Genomic DNA, 16987 nt, shown 5'->3' with positions numbered 1-16987 from the left:
CAGCCCGCGCGTCAGCGCTGGCGGCGCTCGCGCACTCGCATGTTGATGACGATCGGCGTGCCCTCGAAGCCGTACAGCTCGCGCAGGCGGCGCTGCACGAAGCGGCGGTAGCCCGGGTCGAGGAAGCCGGTGGTGAACAGCACGAACGTCGGCGGGCGGGTGCCCGCCTGCGTGCCGAACAGGATGCGGGGCTGCTTGCCGCCGCGCAGCGGGTGCGGGTGCTCCGCCACGAGCTCCGAGAGGAACGCGTTGAACTTGCCGGTGGGGATGCGCTGATCCCACGACGCCAGCGCCGTCTCGAGTGCGGGCACGAGCTTGTCGAGGTGACGACCGGTCTTGGCCGAGATGTTGACGCGCGGCGCCCAGGCGACGTGCGCGAGGTCGGTCTCGATCTCCCGCTCCAGCATGCGGCGGCGGTCACCTCCGCGGCGGTCGTCCTCGAGCAGCTCGTCCCACTTGTTGAACGCGAGCACCAGCGCGCGGCCCGACTCGAGCACGAGGTCGATGATGCGCACGTCCTGCTCGCTGATCGGCTGACTCACGTCCAGCACGACAACGGCCACCTCGGCCTTCTCGAGCGCGGCCGACGTGCGCAGCGACGCGTAGAAGTCGGCGCCCTGCTGCAGGTGCACGCGACGCCGGATGCCTGCCGTGTCGACGAGCGTCCACAGCTTGCCGCCGAGCTCGACGATCTCGTCGACCGGGTCGCGCGTGGTGCCGGCGAGGTCGTTCACGACCACGCGCTCCTCGCCCGCGGCCTTGTTGAGCAGCGACGACTTGCCGACGTTCGGACGGCCCAGGATGGCCACCCGGCGCGGTCCGCCGATCTCGTGCTTCGCGACGGCCGAGACCTCGGGCAGCACCTTCATGATCTCGTCGAGCAGGTCGGCCACGCCACGGCCGTGAATGGCCGAGACGGGGTGCGGCTCGCCGAGGCCCAGGTTCCAGAGCGCGTACGCCTCGGGCTCGTGGCGCGCGTCGTCGATCTTGTTGGCGACGAGGAACACCGGCTTGTCGCTCTTGCGCAGCAGCTTGACCACGTGCTCGTCGGTCGAGGTGGCGCCGACCATGGCGTCGACCACGAACAGGATGACGTCGGCGAGGTCGATCGCGACCTCGCTCTGCGCCGCCACCGAGCGGTCGATGCCCTTGGCGTCGGGCTCCCACCCGCCGGTGTCGACGAGCGAGAATCGGCGATCGAGCCACTCGGCCTTGTACGTCACCCGGTCGCGGGTGACCCCGGGGGTGTCCTCCACGACCGCCTCGCGGCGCCCGAGGATGCGGTTCACGAGCGCCGACTTGCCGACGTTCGGACGTCCGACGATCGCGACCACCGGCAGGGCCGGGAGGTACTCGATGCCGTCCTCGCCGCGCTGCACGCCGGCGAGCAGCTCGGCGTCCTCCTCGTCGAGGTCATAGTCCTCGAGGCCCTGGCGCAGCGTGGCGGCACGGCGCTCGGCGAGCTCCTCGTCCACCTCGGCCAGGCGCTCGGCGAGCCGGTCGGGCTTGCCTTCGTACTCGTCGTCAACGGCCATCGCGGCCTCCATGCTTCCGGTTGATCCTGCTGTCGATCACCGCGAGAACCGCGTCGATCGTCTGTTCGAAGTCCAGTTCGGTCGAGTCCACCACGTCGACCCCGGGGTCCGCATGCGCCAGGTCGAGCACGTGGCTGTCCGACTCGTCGCGCGCGGTGATCGCGGCGGCGACCGTCGCGGTGTCCGAGCCCAGCTCGAGACCGCGGCGCGCGGCGCGCACCTCGGGCGATGCGGTCATCAGGATGCGCACGGGCGCGTTCGGAGCGACGACCGACGTGATGTCGCGTCCCTCGATCACGACGCCGGGCAGCCCCGACTCGGCGGCGAGGCGGCGGAACATCGCGTTGAGGTGGTCGCGCACATCCTGCACGCGCGAGAACCCGGCGATCGCGGCGGTCACCTCGGGAGTGCGGATGTCGGCGGTCACGTCGACTCCGCCGACGGTCACGGTGCGGTCATCCGGCTGCAGGCCGAGCCGCAGGTCGAACGAGTCCAGCGCCGTCAGCACGGTGTCGCGGTCTGCGGTGTCCCCGCCGCCGTTCAGCACGTGCCACGACAGGGCGCGATAGCCGGCGCCGGTGTCGAGGTAGCCGAAGCCGCGGCGGCGGGCGATCTCCTTCGAGACGCTCGACTTGCCCGATCCGGCGGGTCCGTCGATCGCGATCACCGGCGACTCCTCGGTGCCGGTCGTGGGGAGGGGGGTCTCGGGGCTGTCTGTCATTGCGCTCTCAGTCATGTGTCGTGCTCGCGATCCGCCAGCCGCGCCGCTCGAGGCCCTCGACGGCCCCGCGCAGCGCCCCCGGCACCACGCTGATCTCGGCGAGGCCGAACTGCGCACCCGGGGAGTGCTCCAGGCGCAGGTCCTCGATGTTGATGCCGAGCTCGCCCAGATCGCCGAACAGCCGCCCGAGCTGGCCGGGGGTGTCGTCGACCATCACCACGAGCGGCTCGAAGCGGCGGTTCTGTCCGTGCTTGCCGGGCAGGCGCTCGACGCCCTCGTTGCCGCGGCGGATGGTGTCGGCCAGCGTGCGCCGCGCTCCGGCGACGTCCGGGTCGCGCAGAGCGTCGGCCAGCGACGACAGGTCTGCGGCGAGCGCATCGAGCACGTCGACCACGGGTGCCGCGTTGGCGCCCAGGATCTGCACCCACAGCTCGGGGGCGGAGTGCGCGATGCGCGTGGTGTCGCGCACGCCCTGCCCGGCGAGGCGCAGCGACTCGTCGGGCGCATCGGCGAAGCGTCCCGCGAGCAGGCTCGCCACCACCTGCGGAACGTGCGAGACCAGGGCCACCGATCGATCGTGCGCCTCGGGCGTCATCTCGATGGGCGTCGCGCCGAGGTCGAGCGCGAGGTCTTCCACCAGCGCGAGGTCGGGCGCGGGCGTCTCGCCGTCGCGGCACACGACCCACGGCCGCCCGGTGAAGATGTCGGCGCGCGCCGAGATCGCGCCGCCGCGCTCGCGTCCGGCCATCGGATGCGAGCCGATGTAGTGCGTGAGGTCCACGCCGCGCGCCCGCAGCTGCTCGAGCGGCCCGAGCTTGACCGATGCCACATCCGTGACGACCGCTCCGGGAAAGCGCTCCAGCTCGGCCTGCACGACGTCCGCGGTGACATCGGGCGGCACAGCGACCACGATCAGCCGAGGCGCGTCGCCGGGCGCCTCGGCCCGGCCCGCGCCGTAGTCGATCGCGAGCCGCAGCTGCGTGGGCGACGTGTCGGTCAGGATGACGTCGACCCCTTGTGCGCGCAGCGCGTGACCGATGCTCGCGCCGAGCAGGCCGGCGCCGACGACGCGCACGGTCCCGGTCACGCGCGCCTGGCGCCCGGGCACCAGTGGGTCGCGTGCAGGCACGACGATGTCGCTCACGAGTCCTCCGGCTTCTCTCCCGACGGGGCGTCCCCTGCGGGATCATCCTGAGCAGGCGCCGATCCCTGGCGCGAGAGAGTCAGCAGCGCGCCGCGCTCCACTTTAGTCAACTCTCGGGCGCGTCCGACTGGGAGGGTTCCCAGGTGCAGCGGTCCGAACTGCCGCCGCACGAGCTCGAGCACGGGATGCCCGACCGCAGCCATCATCCGGCGCACGATGCGGTTGCGGCCCGAGTGCAGGGTCAGCTCCACCAGGCTCGAGTCGGCCGAGACATCGAGCAGGCGCGCCTTGTCCGCCTGGATCGGTCCGTCGTCGAGCTCGATGCCGCGCGTCAGCGTGGCGATGGTCTGCGCCGTGACGCGGCCCTCGACCTTCGCGATGTACACCTTCGTGACGCCGAACGACGGATGCGCGAGCACCTGCGCCAGCTCGCCGTCGTTGGTCAGCACCAGCAGGCCAGACGTGTCGTAGTCGAGGCGCCCCACGTTGAACAGGCGCTCCTCCCAGTCTCGGGTGAAGGCGCGCAGGTCTGTGCGGCCGCGGTCGTCCTTCATCGAGCTGATCACGCCCGTGGGCTTGTTGAGCATCACGTAGCGCTTGCCGGCGTCGAGCTGCACAGCCGTGCCGTCGACGTCGACCAGGTCGTTGTCCGGGTCGATGCGCGAACCCAGCTCGGTCACGACCTTGCCGTTGACGCGCACGCGTCCCTCGACGATCAGCTGCTCCGACACGCGCCGCGACGCGACGCCCGCGTTCGCGAGCACCTTCTGCAGCCGGATGCCCTCAGAGTTCGTCTCCATGTCCCACTTTCAGCCCGAATGATGTCCCGTCTCCGGCCGGAGACGGGGCATCCCCCTATCGTGTCAGGCGCCTCAGCCGACGATGTCGTCGAACCCGTCGGATCCGTCGTCGAGCAGCGGCGAGATCGGCGGCAGCTCGTCGAGCGAGTTGATGCCGAGCTGCTGCAGCAGCATGTCGGTCGTGCCATACAGGATGGCGCCGGTCTCCGGATGCGCCGCCACCTCCGTGATGAGGCCCCGTGCCAGGAGCGTGCGCACCACGGAGTCGACGTTCACGGCCCGGATGGACGCCACCTGCGAGCGGGTCACCGGCTGCTTGTAGGCGATCACGGCAAGCGTCTCGAGCGCCGCCTGCGACAGGCGGGCGGGCGCCTGTCCGCCCACATATCCCGCCACCATGTCGTCGTACTCGGCGCGCACGTAGAAGCGCCAGCCGCCGCCCACCTCACGCAGCTCGAAACCGCGCTCGGGTGTCCCCTGCCGCCCGTCGTAGTCCTCGACGAGCGCCGCGAGGGTCCTGCGCACCGCCGCGACGGGCGCGCCGACCGCCGTCGCGAGAGACACCACGCTGAGCGGCTCGTCGGCGACCATCAGGATGGCCTCCAGCCGCTGCGCCACGCCGCCGGGGAACTCCGCCGGCTCCTCGGCGGCCTGCTCCACGGGCTCCAGCGCGGGCTCACCCTGCACGCCCTCGGTCTGCACGTCATCTGTCATAGTCGGCCCCCAGGGTCGCAAGCGTCTCGTCGGACCAGTGCTCGGCGGTCCAGGTCAGCGTCAGCTCGCCGAGCGGCTCGAGCTGCTCGAAGCTGATCGCCGCGTGCCGGTACAGCTCGAGCACCGAGATGAACCGGGCCACCACGATGCCCGCCTGATCGACGCCGGCGACCAGCTCGCGGAACGTCAGCCGCTCGGCGCCGCGCAGCAGCGTCACCACGACCGCGGCCTGCTCGCGGATGCTCACGAGCGGCGCGTGCAGGTGGTCGAGTCCCACGCGCGGGATCTCCCGCGGCGCGAAGGCCAGCATCGCGACCGCCGCGAAGTCGTCGGGGCTCAGCGTCCATACCAGCTCAGGCGTGTGCGATCGGTGCTTCGGGTCCAGCGGCACGCTGCGCGTGTGGCGACGGTCCTCGCCCTGCAGGCGCTCGGCGAACCAGGCGGAGACCTCCTTGAACGCGCGGTACTGCAGCAGACGCGCGAAGAGCAGGTCGCGCGCCTCCAGCAGCGCGACCGATTCCGCGTCGACCAGCTCACCCTGTGGCAGCAGCCCGGCCACCTTCATGTCGAGCAGGGTCGCGGCCACCACGAGGAACTCGGACGCCTGATCCAGCTCCTCGTCCGGCCCGAGGTCGCGCAGATACGCGATGAACTCGTCGGTGACCCGGGACAGCGCGACCTCGGTGATGTCCAGCTCGTGCTGCGAGATCAGGTTCAGCAGCAGATCGAACGGCCCATCGAAGTTCGCCAGCGAGACGCGGAAGCCCTTGGCCTCCTCCGCGGCGGCGTCCGATGCCGGGCGCGCGGCGGCTTCGTCAGGCGACAGCGCCACGGGCGACGAGCTCCCGCGCCAGTCGCAGGTAGGCCTGTGCGGCCGGATGCTGGGGCGCGAACTCGGTGATCGGCATGCCCGAGACCGAGGCGTCGGGGAACTTCACGGTGCGGCCGATGACCGTCTCGAGCACGTCGTCGCCGAACGCGTCGACGATCCGCTCGAGCACCTCCCGCGAGTGCAGCGTGCGCGGGTCGTACATGGTCGCCAGCAGGCCGTCGAGCTCGATCGACGGGTTGAGGCGGTCGCGCACCTTGCCGATGGTCTCGATCAGCAGGGCCACGCCGCGCAGCGCGAAGAACTCGCACTCCATCGGGATCAGCACGCCGTGCGCCGCCGTGAGCGCGTTGATCGTCAGCAGGCCGAGAGACGGCTGGCAGTCGACCAGGATCACGTCGTACTCCGACGAGACCTTCCGCAGCACGAGCGACAGGATCTGCTCGCGCGCGACCTCGTTCACCAGGTGCACCTCGGCGGCCGACAGGTCGATGTTGGCCGGGATGAGGTCGAGGTTCTCGGTCGCCGTGCGAACGATCGCCTCGTGCGGATCGCGCTTGGTGTCCAGCAGCAGGTCGTAGATCGTCGTCACGTCGTGCGCCTGCACGCCGAGTCCCACGGTCAGCGCGCCCTGCGGATCGAAGTCGACCGCGAGCACCTTGCGGCCGTACGACGCGAGCGCCGCGGCCAGGCTGATCGTCGTGGTCGTCTTGCCGACCCCGCCCTTCTGGTTGCACAGCGCGATGATGCGCGCCGGCCCATGCCCGTCGAGCTTCTTCGGGGTCGGGAAGCCGTGATACGGACGCCCGGTCTCACCCAGGATGACCTCATCCTGCTTCTTCGCCCGGGCCTTCTTGTCCGTCACCGATTCTCCCGCCTTCGACATGCTTGCTCGATTCTAGCGATGCGCGCCGCCACGCCCTGGGAGCCGCCCCGGCGATCCCTCATGCGTCTCATCGCGCCCGGGGGTGCGACGTCACATACACGTCGCGCAGCGTGTCGATCGTGACGTGCGTGTAGATCTGCGTCGTCGCGACCGACGAGTGGCCGAGCAGCTCCTGCACGACGCGCACGTCGGCACCTCCCTGCAGCAGGTGGGTCGCGAACGAGTGCCGCAGCGTGTGCGGCGAGACGTGCGACGTGATCTGCGCCTTCTCGGCCGCGGCCTGGATGATGAGCCAGGCGCTCTGGCGCGACAGCGGAGCCCCCCGCGCCCCGAGGAACAGCTTCGGCGTCGTCTTGCCGCGCGTGGCGAGGTCGGGTCGCACGCGCGTGAGGTAGGCGTCGAGCGCCGCGCGCGCGTACGAGCCGACGGGGACGATCCGCTCCTTCGAGCCCTTGCCCCGAAGGCGCAGGATCTCCCCCGTCGCGAGGTCGTCGACGTCCAGCTGCACGGCCTCCGAGACGCGCGCGCCCGTCGCGTAGAGCAGTTCCAGGAGCGCCCGGTCGCGGATGCCGATGGGGTCGTCGGCCGAGGGGGCGGCCAGAAGGCGCTCGACCTGATCGACCGTCAGCGCCTTCGGCAGCCGACGCGCCTGCTGGGGCGGACGCAGCCGCTGGGACGGGTCGGTGTCGGCGATGCCCTCGCGGGCGAGAAAGCGGTGCAGTCCGCGCACCGACGACTGCAGCCGCGCGAGCGACGACGCCGCGGGAGGCGGCTCGGCCGCCGCCCGCTCGACCGCGAACTCGGCGACGATCGCGGGGGTGACCTCGCCGCTGTCGGCCACCCCACGGTCGTCCAGCCACGCGAGATAGCCGCCGAGGTCGCGGCGGTACGCCGCCACCGTGTGATCCGACAGCCCGCGCTCGATCGCGATGTGGCGCAGATACGCGTCCACCGCCCGATCGAGCTTCACGGCTGCCTCACGACCGCAGCGCAGCGCTCAGGCCGGCGCATCCGTCCGACGCCGCAGCTTCTCCGCGGCGAGCATCACGCCCAGCATCATGGCGCCGTTCGAGACCCGGCCGCTCAGCACGGCCGTCACCGCCTCGTCGAGCGGAACCCAGGCCGTGCGGATGTCCGCCTCCTCGCCATCGCGGGCGAACGTCTCGGTCGCATCCGACAGGCCGGTGGCCAGGTAGATGTGGATGATCTCGTCGCTGCCGCCCGGCGTGGGCGCCATGCTCGCGAGCTTCTCCCAGTGCTCGGCCACGAGGTCGACCTCCTCGGCCAGCTCGCGGCGGGCGGTGGCCAGCGGGTCCTCCCCCGCGATGTCGAGAAGTCCGGCCGGGATCTCCCAGTCGCGCGCGCGGATCGGATGACGGTACTGCTGGATCAGCAGCACGCGCTCGCGGTCGTCGATCGCGACGACGGCCACCGCTCCGGTGTGCTCCACGTAGTGGCGCACGAGCTCGTGGTCGTTGTAGGCGAAGCGGTCCTCCCGCACGTCCCATACGCGGCCGTCGAAGGCGCGGCGCGACTGGCGCACCTCGACCTCGAACGGCTCGTCGCGCAGGTCCTCGTGGGTCAGCTCCCGGCCCGCGGCCGGCTCGACGTGGGCGCCCACGTCAGGCGTTCTCGACCTCGAAGAGCTCGCTGGCGCGGTGACGTTCCACCGCGGCGCCGATGAGCCCCCGGAACAGCGGGTGCGGGTCGGTCGGGCGAGAGCGCAGCTCGGGGTGAGCCTGCGTGGCGACGTAGTAGGGGTGCACGTCGCGCGGCAGCTCGATGAACTCCACGAGGTTCAGGTCGGGGTTGATGCCCGAGAAGCTCAGGCCGGCCGCCGCGATCTGCTCGCGGTAGGCGTTGTTCACCTCGTAACGGTGGCGGTGTCGCTCCTCGACGTCGGTCGAGCCGTACACCTCCGCGATGATCGATCCCTCGGCGAGCTTGGCCGGGTACAGGCCCAGGCGCATGGTGCCGCCCAGGTCGCCGCCCGCCAGGATGTCCACCTGCTCCGCCATCGTCGCGATGACGGGCGCCGGGGTCTCGGGGTCGAACTCGCTCGACGACGCGCCCTCGATGCCGGCCACATTGCGGGCGTACTCGATCACCATGCACTGCAGGCCCAGGCACAGACCGAGCGCCGGGATGCCCTGCTCGCGCGCGAAGCGCAGCGCGCCGAGCTTGCCTTCGATGCCGCGGATGCCGAAGCCGCCCGGCACGCAGATGGCGTCGACATCGGCGAGCTGCTTCGCGGCCCCCTCCGGGGTCTCGCAGGTGTCCGAGGGGATCCAGCGGATGTTGACCTTCACATCATGAGCGAAGCCGCCGGCCTTCAGCGCCTCGGTCACCGAGAGGTAGGCGTCGGGCAGGTCGATGTACTTGCCGACCAGGCCGACCGTCACCTCGAGCTTGGGGTTGTGCACCGCCTGCAGCACCGTGTTCCAGCGGGTCCAGTCCACGTCGCCCGCGGTCAGACCCAGTCGGCGCACGATGTACGAGTCGAGGCCCTGCTCGTTGAGCGTCGAGGGGATGTCGTAGATGCTCGGCAGGTCGACGGTGTTGACGACGCCCTCGATGTCGACGTCGCACATGAGCGCGATCTTGTTGCGGTTCGACTCGCTCACGGGCCGGTCGCTGCGCAGCACGAGCGCGTCGGGCTGGATGCCCACCTGGCGGAGGGCGGCGACCGAGTGCTGCGTCGGCTTGGTCTTCTGCTCGCCCGAGGCGCCCATGAACGGCACGAGCGAGACGTGCACAAAGAACACGTTGTCGCGGCCGAGCTCATGACGCAGCTGGCGCGCGGCCTCGAGGAACGGCTGCGACTCGATGTCGCCGACAGTGCCGCCCACCTCCGTGATGATCACGTCGGGCCGCGGGTCGGCCTCGGCCTGCAGGCGCATGCGACGCTTGATCTCGTCGGTGATGTGCGGGATGACCTGCACGGTGTCGCCCAGGTACTCGCCGCGGCGCTCCTTGGCGATCACCTGCGAGTAGATCTGGCCGGTCGTCACGTTGGCCGCCTGGCTGAGGTTCACGCCGAGGAAGCGCTCGTAGTGGCCGATGTCGAGATCCGTCTCGGCACCGTCGTCGGTGACGAACACCTCGCCGTGCTGGAACGGGTTCATCGTGCCCGGGTCCACGTTCAGATACGGGTCGAGCTTCTGCATCACGACGTGCAGTCCGCGAGCCGTCAGCAGATTGCCGAGGCTCGCCGCGGTCAGCCCCTTGCCGAGCGAGGAGACGACACCGCCCGTCACGAAGATCTGCTTGGTGGTCTCGTTCTTGGGTCCCGCGCCAGGAGTCTGCATCACGGGCTTCGATCCTAACAGTCGCAGCTTCGCGCGAGCCGAGCGGCGCGCACGTTCCGGATCATGGTGTCACGCCGCTCGGGCGACCCGCGAGCGGCACTCGGACGCGCGCCGTCAGACCCGGACCTCTCCCAGCTGCAGCAGCTCGCGCGCATGCGTGAGCGCGGCATCCGAGTCGCTGAGTCCCGACAGCAGCCGTGCCATCTCGGCCTCACGCGCCGCGCCTTCCAGCCGGGTCACGCTCGACGATGTGACCGAACCGTCGTTCGCCTTGACCACGGAGAGGTGGTTGCCGGCGAACGCGGCGACCTGTGCCAGGTGCGTCACCGCGATGACCTGCGAGCTCTCGGCCAGGCGGGCGAGGCGCCGTCCGACCTCGATCGCCGCCGCGCCGCCGATCCCGGCGTCGACCTCGTCGAACACGAAGGTCGGCACGGGGTCCGTCTGCGCGATGACGACCTCGATAGCGAGCATCACGCGGCTCAGCTCGCCGCCCGAGGCGCCCTTCGACACCGGGCGCGGATCCGCGCCGGGATGCGGCGCGAGCATCAGCTGCACCTCATCGCGGCCGTGCGCCGACTCGCTGCCCGGCGAGACCTCCACGACCAGCCGCGCGTCCGGCATCGCCAGCGCGCGCAGCTCGTCCGTCACGGCGTCGGCGAGCCGGGCCGCCGCCGCCGTGCGCGCCGTCGTCAGCGCCTCGGCCCGAGCGTCGAGCGCTTCCCGCGCGTCGCCCAGCTGGGCACGCAGCCGCTCCACGCGATCTCCGTCGTCATCCAGCTCGGCCAGCCGCGCCGATCCGGTCGCGAGCAGCTCGATCGCGGCGTCCAGAGATCCGTGCGCCCGCACCAGGCCGTTCAGGATGGCGCGACGCTCCTCGACGGCCGCGAGCTCCTGGGGGCCTGTCTCGTCGAGGTCGGCGAGGAAGCCCGACAGCTCCACGGCGATGTCGGCCGCGCGGTAGCCGAGATCTGCGAGCTGCTCGCCGAGCGCCCCGAGCGCCGGATCGGCCACCCGCTCGAGCGCGCGTCGCGCGTCGGCGAGCAGCCCCGATACGTCCGCCCCGCCTTCCTCGCTCGACAGCGCCTCACGTGCGAGAGCCGCTGCGGCGCGCAGCTCCTCCGCATTGGCCAGGCGCTCGGCGCGCTCGTTCAGCGCGACGTCCTCTCCCGCCTCGGGCGCCGCCTGCTCGATCTCGGCGAGTGTCGCGCGCAGCGACTCCGCCTCCGCTGCGCGCGCCTCGCGATCCGCCACGAGCATCGACAGCTCGCGATCGAGAGCGCGCCAGGAGTCATAGGCCTCGCGGTAGGCGGCGAGCGCGTCGCGCACCGGGTCGCCCGCGAAGCGGTCGAGCGCATCGCGCTGCGCCGCGGACGACTTGAGTCGCAGCTGGTCCGACTGGCCGTGCACGACCACCAGCGCGTCGGCGAGCTCCGCGAGCACACCGGCGGGCGCGGCGCGACCGCCGACGCTCGCCCGGCTGCGCCCCTCGGCGGCGAGCGTGCGCGAGAGGTAGAGCTCGGCGCGGCCTCCTCCGATCGGCTCGAGGTCTCCCCCGGCCTCACGCACCCGGTCCGCGACCGGTCCGTCCTCGGACACGATCCACACGCCCTCGACCGAGGCCTGCGATGCCCCGGCGCGCACCGCGCCAGAGTCCGCGCGCTGGCCGAGCAGCAGACCCAGGCCGGTCACCACCATGGTCTTGCCGGCCCCGGTCTCGCCGGTGATCGCCGTGAAGCCGGGCCCCATGGGCAGGGCGGCCTCGCTGATCACGCCGAGGTCACGCAGGCGCATCTCCTCGATCACGCGTCTCCCCCTTCGCGCGGCTGGGCGACCGTCACTCCGCAGCCTCCGACAGTGCGGGGATCGCGTCGATGACACCGGTCGCCATCGGGTCTGCCGGCCCACGCCATCCCTCGACGGGCAGCTTGAACTTGCGCACGAGCCGGTCGGTGAAGGCCGCGGGGTGCAGACGCGCCAGTCGCACCGGCTGCGGCGAACGCCGCACCGACACGCGCGCGCCGGGAGGCAGCGGGTGCGAGCGCCGGCCATCGCACCACAGCACGGCGGATGCGCCCGCGCCGCCTTCCAGCACCTCGACCGCGACGGCATGCTCCGGCCCCACCACGAGCGGTCGGGCGAACAGGGCGTGCGCCGACAGCGGCACGACCGCGATGGCCTGGACGGTGGGCCAGATCACGGGCCCGCCGGCCGAGAAGTTGTACGCGGTCGAGCCCGTCGGCGTCGCGATGACGACGCCGTCGGCCCCGAAGGTCGACAGCGGGCGCTTGTCGATCTCGATGACCACCTCGATCATCTTCTCGCGACTGTCCTTCTCGACCGTGGCCTCGTTCAGCGCCCACGTCTCGTACACGACGCGTCCCGTGCGATCCTTCACCCGCACGTCGAGGGCGAGGCGCTCCTCGACGGCGTAGTCGCCGTCGACGGCTCGCTGCACGGCGGCATCCATCGCATCGCGATCGATCTCTGCGAGGAACCCGACATGCCCCATGTTGATGCCGAGCACGGGAGCGGTGCCCTCGCGCACCAGCTCGGCGGCGCGCAGGATGGTCCCGTCGCCGCCCAGCACGATCGCGAGGTCGATGTCGGCGAGCGCGATGTCCCGGCCGAGCACCGCGACGTCGGCCAGCACGGGCGCCAGCTCGGCGAGCTCCGCGCGGTCGTCGTGGGCCAGCACCGGCACCGCGCCCGAGGCGCGCAGCAGGCCCGCCACCCGCACGGCGGCATCCACGGTGTCCTCGCGGTGGGCATGCGCGACGACAAGGATCCTGCGCTCGCTCATCGGCCTCCGTCGGTGTTCGCGTTCGCGGTGATCGGGGCGCGGGTCATCTCGCGCGTACCGCTCGATCGTGGGTCTTCCATTCTGTCCGATTCATCCCCGAACCCGGGCCATTCCACAGGCGGGCCGGCGACGGAGCATCCCTTTCAGGCCGCGCCACCGGCGACCGCGGCACGGATCGCGTCTCTCCATTCGGTCGGCGGCGTACCGCGGTGAGGGCCGATGTGGACGAGGGCCTCCACGTTGCCGTGCGTGCCCTGGATGGGCGACGGCATCACGCCGAGGGTGCCCATCCCGAGGTCGTGGGCGGCGAAGAGCACCTCGGTCACGGCATCCGCACGGAGGCCGACATCGGTCACCACTCCCCCGCGGATCCGTGTGCGCCCGACCTCGAACTGCGGCTTGACCAACAGCACCACATCCGCATCGCGGGCGGCGACCTGCGCGACCGCGGGCAGCACGTGCGAGAGCGATATGAACGACAGATCGCCCGTGATCACCGACGGCGCGACGGCGAGGCCAGCGGCGGCGGCGAGGCTCTCGGCCGTCATGTACCGCACGTTGAAGCCCTCGACCGAACGCACGCCGGCATCGAGCGCCACCGGCGGCGCCAGCTGACCATGCCCCACGTCGACGGCGATGACCGGGTCGGCGCCGCGCTCGCGCAGCACCTGCGTGAACCCGCCGGTCGAGGCCCCCATGTCGAGCGCCACCCGCCCGGCCACATCGATGCCGAATCCGTCGAGCGCTCCGATCAGCTTGTGGGCTCCCCGGCTGACGTAGTGGTCCGCCTCGGTCACGCGGATGTCGGTGGCCTGGTCCACCTTGATCGACGCCTTGGTCGCGATCTTGCCCGCGACGGTCACCCGCCCCTCCTCGATGAGGGTTGCGGCGTGGGTGCGGGATCGCGCGAGCCCCCGTTCCGCGAGCGCGGCATCCAGCCGCTGCGTCATGCGCCGGGCTCGGGCGGGGCCTGGTCCAGGCGCCGGGCGAGCTCGTCGTGCAGGTTCGCGTAGGCGGCGGCTCGATCGGCCAGCGGCTGTCCCTCGATGACCCGCACCCTGCTGACCAGACCGGCCTCTGCGGAAGTGTCGTCCGTGTCGCTCACGGCTCCAGAGTACGTGGCCCCGGCATCCCGGCTCAGCGCCGCGGCCGCCGGAAGGGGTCTTCGTACAGCTGCTCGGGCACGCGGAAGCCGAAGATCTGCCGCCCGGTGTCCCAGATCGCCCGGGACGCCGCGCGCAGCAGGTCGATCGGCTCGCCGTCGGACACGATCTGCACATCGGGCCCGACGATCCGCACGGCCGCATCCCGCACGCGCACGACGTCGCCGTCCACGCGGACCGCGGGGTACGGCGCGAACAGGTCGCGCAGGTCGCGCAGGATGTACGTCGGCCGGCTGTCAACGGGCGCCGCGAGCACGTGCTTGGGCCGGTCGATTCCGGTCAGCACGAGCGCCGACGGCACGCCGGCACGGTTGGCGCCCAGGATGTCGGTGTCCAGCCGGTCGCCGATGAACAGCGGCGAGGTCGCGCCGAAACGCGCCACGGCCTCATGGAAGATCGGCGCCTCGGGCTTGCCCGCGACCGTCGCGAGGCGTCCGACCGCGGTGTGCACGGCCGATACGAGCGTCCCGTTTCCCGGAGCCACGCCGCGTGCCTGCGGGATCGTCCAGTCAGTGTTGGTGGCGATCCACGGGATGCCGCCCTCGTCCTCAGGGAGCTGGAGCGCGAACGCCGCCTCGGCGAGCTGGGTCCACGACACCTCGGGCGCGAATCCCTGCACCACTGCGGCGGGCGCGTCGTCGGCGCTGCGGGTCACGACGAATCCGGCCCTCTCGACCTCGACCACGAGTCCCTCGCCACCGACCACGAGCACGGTCGCTCCCGGCGAGATCTTCTGCGCGAGCAGCCGCATCGCTGCCTGCGGGCTCGTGACGACGTCGGCAGGGACGGTGCGCAGCCCCAGCTCGACGAGATGCGCGGCGACCGTCGCATCGGTGCGCGCGGCGTTGTTGGTGATGTACCCGAGACGGCGCCCCTCTGCGGCCGCCTGGTTCAGGCTCTCCACGGCGTGCGGCAACGCGCCCGGTCCGGCGTACACGACCCCGTCGAGGTCGGCGAGCACGACGTCGACTCCATCGAGCGGGGTCCGCTCGCCGGAGCCGACGCGCGCCGAGCCTCGCCTAGAAAAGAGCGCCATCGGGCCGGTCCTCGCCGTCCTCGCCACGGGCATCGACGGGGGTACCGTCTTCGGCAGCCGCATCCGGCTGAGCGTCGGCCGCGTCCCCGGGGCGAGCCTCAGGCTCCGCGTCGATCTCCGACAGGATCTCGGCGACCTCGTCCTCGACCGTGAGCTCCTCGGTCTTCTCGTCCGCGGTCGGCGCGTCATGCACCTGCTCCTCGACGACAGGCAGGTGCGCGGTCGACAGGTCCTGGGTCGGAAGGTCCTCCTCCGTCGTCGGAAGGTCCTCCGTGTCGGCGTCGTCGATCTCGATCACGTCGAACTCGTTCTCATCGGTCGCGTGGCCCAGCGCCTCGGCGGCGATCTCGGCGCGGCGGCGCCACTGCGCCGCCTCGTCGTCGAGACCGAGGTCCTCGAGCACCGTGGCGCGAGCGGCGAACAGCCCCGGACTCCACTCGAAGGCACGGTCCGGGTCGAGCTCGGGGATGTCCAGCTCCGCGAGCGCGAGCTGGGTGTCGCCGAGATCCAGTCGGGCGCCCGACATGGCGATCGCGAGCTCCACGCGCACGGGCGTGGGAAGCGATCCGCGGTCGACGGCTCGCCCCTCCTCCAGAGCGCGCTCGGGCCGTCCCAGGCCACGCTCGCTGTCGACGATCAGCGCGATCAGGTCGTCGCGGCCGGTGATCCGGCGGTGCGTGCGCAGCTCCCTCAGCGCGAGCGCGAAATCGCCGACCGTGTACGCGGTGATCGCGAGGGTCTCGCGCGCCACCGCGACGCGACCGGCGTGGCGGACAGCCGCGAGCGCGTGCTCATGGGCGAGCGCGGGATCCTCATCGAGCGTGCGCGCGGCCATCGCCAGGTGGCGGGCTACCCGCTCGGCGTTCTCCTTGCTGAGCGTCTTCAGCTCGTTGCGCGCGGCGCCGGGCAGGTCCCGCGGCGTGATGTCCTCGGGAAGCTCAGGGTCCCTGACGCGCGCCGACTCCGGAGGCCGGGAGTTCGTGCGTTCGCGACGCTCATCCGAGCGACGGTCGCCGCCCGGACGCCCGCCGTCGCGCTGTCCACGGTCACCGAACGAACGGTTCCGCTCGCCATCGCGCTGCGGACGACGCTCGCCGTCCCGCGAGTACGACGGACGCTCACCATCACGCGAGTAACGCGGACGATCCCCGTCCCGCTGCGGACGACGCTCACCATCACGCGAGTACGACGGCCGCTCGCCATCGCGCTGCGGACGACGCTCACCATCACGCGAGTACGACGGCCGCTCGCCATCGCGCTGCGTACGACGCTCCCCGTCCCGCGAGTACGACGGCCGCTCACCGTCACGCGGGTAACGCGGACGATCCCCGTCCCGCTGCGGACGACGCTCACCATCACGCGGGTAACGCGGACGATCCCCGTCCCGCTGCGGACGACGCTCACCATCACGCGGGTAACGCGGACGCTCGCCATCGCGCTGCGGACGACGCTCACCATCGCGCGAGTACGACGGCCGCTCGCCATCGCGCTGCGGACGACGCTCGCCATCGCGCGAGTACGACGGCCGCTCGCCATCGCGCTGCGGACGACGCTCACCATCGCGCGAGTACGACGGCCGCTCGCCATCGCGCTGCGGACGACGCTCACCATCACGCGGGTAACGCGGACGATCCCCGTCCCGCTGCGGACGACGCTCACCATCGCGCGAGTACGACGGCCGCTCGCCATCACGCGAGTAACGCGGACGATCCCCGTCGCGCTGCGGACGACGCTCGCCGTCCCTGGACGACTGAGGACGGACGTCGTCACGGCGTGGCCGCTCGCCGTCACGAGACCGCGAGCCTCGGTCGCCGCCGCGTCCCTCGTCCCGACCGTCTCTACCCCGAGGAGCACCGCGACCCTCGCCTCGCTCGTGCCGTCCCCGTTCGGGTCGCTCGCCGTCCTGCGCAGCCATATCCACTCCTCTATAGTGCCCCGACGCGTCGGGCGCTGGGCAGCCGCAACCGCCCGGAAAACGCAGAAGGGCCACCCAACGTTGGGTGGCCCTTCTGTCAAAGGAAGTCCGGCGGTGTCCTACTCTCCCACAG

General features: G+C 71.7%; 17 protein-coding genes. 1 reads left to right on the top strand and 16 read right to left on the bottom strand.

The genetic code is table 11. The features are described 5' to 3' along the window. Nucleotides 1–11 precede the first annotated feature (11 nt). From der to ABTW64_RS14915, 16 genes are all read right to left on the bottom strand, one after another. Nucleotides 12–1535, bottom strand: coding sequence for a ribosome biogenesis GTPase Der (der, locus tag ABTW64_RS14990; protein ID WP_350623728.1), 1524 nt, complete (start codon nucleotides 1533–1535; stop codon nucleotides 12–14). Continuing rightward, nucleotides 1525–2271 (bottom strand): (d)CMP kinase, encoded by a 747-nt coding sequence (cmk, locus tag ABTW64_RS14985; RefSeq protein ID WP_502892346.1) that lies wholly within the window; start codon nucleotides 2269–2271, stop codon nucleotides 1525–1527. The genes der and cmk overlap by 11 nt, the downstream gene beginning before the upstream one ends. After that, entirely contained in the window at nucleotides 2264–3400 is a 1137-nt protein-coding gene (locus ABTW64_RS14980) for a prephenate dehydrogenase (RefSeq protein WP_350623725.1), read from the bottom strand. The genes cmk and ABTW64_RS14980 overlap by 8 nt, the downstream gene beginning before the upstream one ends. Further along, entirely contained in the window at nucleotides 3397–4200 is an 804-nt protein-coding gene (locus tag ABTW64_RS14975) for a pseudouridine synthase (protein WP_350623722.1), read from the bottom strand. The genes ABTW64_RS14980 and ABTW64_RS14975 overlap by 4 nt, the downstream gene beginning before the upstream one ends. A 72-nt stretch (nucleotides 4201–4272) precedes the next feature. Further along, nucleotides 4273–4914 carry an SMC-Scp complex subunit ScpB gene (scpB, locus tag ABTW64_RS14970; RefSeq protein WP_350623719.1) on the bottom strand — a complete coding sequence of 214 codons (642 nt, stop codon included), beginning with the start codon at nucleotides 4912–4914 and terminating at the stop codon, nucleotides 4273–4275. After that, nucleotides 4904–5746 (bottom strand): segregation and condensation protein A, encoded by an 843-nt coding sequence (locus ABTW64_RS14965; RefSeq protein ID WP_502892345.1) that lies wholly within the window; start codon nucleotides 5744–5746, stop codon nucleotides 4904–4906. The genes scpB and ABTW64_RS14965 overlap by 11 nt, the downstream gene beginning before the upstream one ends. Continuing rightward, on the bottom strand, nucleotides 5730–6629 hold the full coding sequence (locus ABTW64_RS14960; protein WP_350623716.1) for a ParA family protein: 900 nt from the start codon (nucleotides 6627–6629) through the stop codon (nucleotides 5730–5732). Before ABTW64_RS14960 ends, ABTW64_RS14965 begins: the two co-directional genes overlap by 17 nt. A gap of 67 nt (nucleotides 6630–6696) precedes the next feature. Further along, complete coding sequence (gene xerD / locus ABTW64_RS14955; protein ID WP_350623713.1) at nucleotides 6697–7599, bottom strand: site-specific tyrosine recombinase XerD; 903 nt, start codon at nucleotides 7597–7599, stop codon at nucleotides 6697–6699. A 27-nt stretch (nucleotides 7600–7626) separates the two neighbouring features. Further along, nucleotides 7627–8250 (bottom strand): NUDIX domain-containing protein, encoded by a 624-nt coding sequence (locus ABTW64_RS14950; RefSeq protein WP_350623711.1) that lies wholly within the window; start codon nucleotides 8248–8250, stop codon nucleotides 7627–7629. A 1-nt stretch (nucleotide 8251) separates the two neighbouring features. Then, entirely contained in the window at nucleotides 8252–9937 is a 1686-nt protein-coding gene (pyrG, locus tag ABTW64_RS14945) for a CTP synthase (RefSeq protein ID WP_350623748.1), read from the bottom strand. Nucleotides 9938–10051: 114 nt separating this feature from the next. Next, nucleotides 10052–11743, bottom strand: coding sequence for a DNA repair protein RecN (gene recN, locus ABTW64_RS14940; RefSeq protein ID WP_350623709.1), 1692 nt, complete (start codon nucleotides 11741–11743; stop codon nucleotides 10052–10054). 31 nt (nucleotides 11744–11774) lie between these two features. Next, nucleotides 11775–12740: an NAD kinase gene (locus ABTW64_RS14935; protein WP_350623706.1), complete on the bottom strand. Its 966-nt coding sequence runs from the start codon at nucleotides 12738–12740 to the stop codon at nucleotides 11775–11777. 143 nt (nucleotides 12741–12883) lie between these two features. Continuing rightward, entirely contained in the window at nucleotides 12884–13690 is an 807-nt protein-coding gene (locus ABTW64_RS14930; protein WP_350623703.1) for a TlyA family RNA methyltransferase, read from the bottom strand. Continuing rightward, nucleotides 13687–13845, bottom strand: a complete 159-nt coding sequence (locus ABTW64_RS14925) for a hypothetical protein (protein ID WP_350623701.1) — start codon at nucleotides 13843–13845, stop codon at nucleotides 13687–13689. The genes ABTW64_RS14930 and ABTW64_RS14925 overlap by 4 nt, the downstream gene beginning before the upstream one ends. Before the next feature lie 32 nt (nucleotides 13846–13877). Next, nucleotides 13878–14939, bottom strand: coding sequence for an HAD-IIA family hydrolase (locus ABTW64_RS14920; RefSeq protein WP_350623698.1), 1062 nt, complete (start codon nucleotides 14937–14939; stop codon nucleotides 13878–13880). Then, nucleotides 14923–15690, bottom strand: coding sequence for a hypothetical protein (locus tag ABTW64_RS14915; RefSeq protein ID WP_350623696.1), 768 nt, complete (start codon nucleotides 15688–15690; stop codon nucleotides 14923–14925). Before ABTW64_RS14915 ends, ABTW64_RS14920 begins: the two co-directional genes overlap by 17 nt. Nucleotides 15691–15705: 15 nt before the next feature. On the opposite strand from ABTW64_RS14915, the gene ABTW64_RS14910 reads away from it, so the two are divergent. Continuing rightward, the coding region (locus ABTW64_RS14910) for a hypothetical protein (RefSeq protein WP_350623694.1) at nucleotides 15706–16987 on the top strand (1282 nt) is incomplete at its 3' end.

It is taken from the genome of Microbacterium sp. NPDC096154 (genome assembly GCF_040302945.1).
GTDB lineage: Bacteria > Actinomycetota > Actinomycetes > Actinomycetales > Microbacteriaceae > Microbacterium.
The sequence above is the reverse complement of the archived record's forward strand: the minus strand, read 5'-3'. Positions and strand labels throughout refer to the sequence as shown.

What these genes read in the sequence shown, in the direction of transcription:
- der (WP_350623728.1), bottom strand. Translation starts at nt 1,535, where the DNA reads ATGGCCGTTGACGACGAGTACGAAGGCAAGCCCGACCGGCTCGCCGAG.
- cmk (WP_502892346.1), bottom strand. Translation starts at nt 2,271, where the DNA reads ATGACTGAGAGCGCAATGACAGACAGCCCCGAGACCCCCCTCCCCACG.
- ABTW64_RS14975 (WP_350623722.1), bottom strand. Translation starts at nt 4,200, where the DNA reads ATGGAGACGAACTCTGAGGGCATCCGGCTGCAGAAGGTGCTCGCGAAC.
- scpB (WP_350623719.1), bottom strand. Translation starts at nt 4,914, where the DNA reads ATGACAGATGACGTGCAGACCGAGGGCGTGCAGGGTGAGCCCGCGCTG.
- ABTW64_RS14960 (WP_350623716.1), bottom strand. Translation starts at nt 6,629, where the DNA reads ATGTCGAAGGCGGGAGAATCGGTGACGGACAAGAAGGCCCGGGCGAAG.
- pyrG (WP_350623748.1), bottom strand. Translation starts at nt 9,937, where the DNA reads ATGCAGACTCCTGGCGCGGGACCCAAGAACGAGACCACCAAGCAGATC.
- ABTW64_RS14935 (WP_350623706.1), bottom strand. Translation starts at nt 12,740, where the DNA reads ATGAGCGAGCGCAGGATCCTTGTCGTCGCGCATGCCCACCGCGAGGAC.
- ABTW64_RS14930 (WP_350623703.1), bottom strand. Translation starts at nt 13,690, where the DNA reads ATGACGCAGCGGCTGGATGCCGCGCTCGCGGAACGGGGGCTCGCGCGA.
- ABTW64_RS14920 (WP_350623698.1), bottom strand. Translation starts at nt 14,939, where the DNA reads ATGGCGCTCTTTTCTAGGCGAGGCTCGGCGCGCGTCGGCTCCGGCGAG.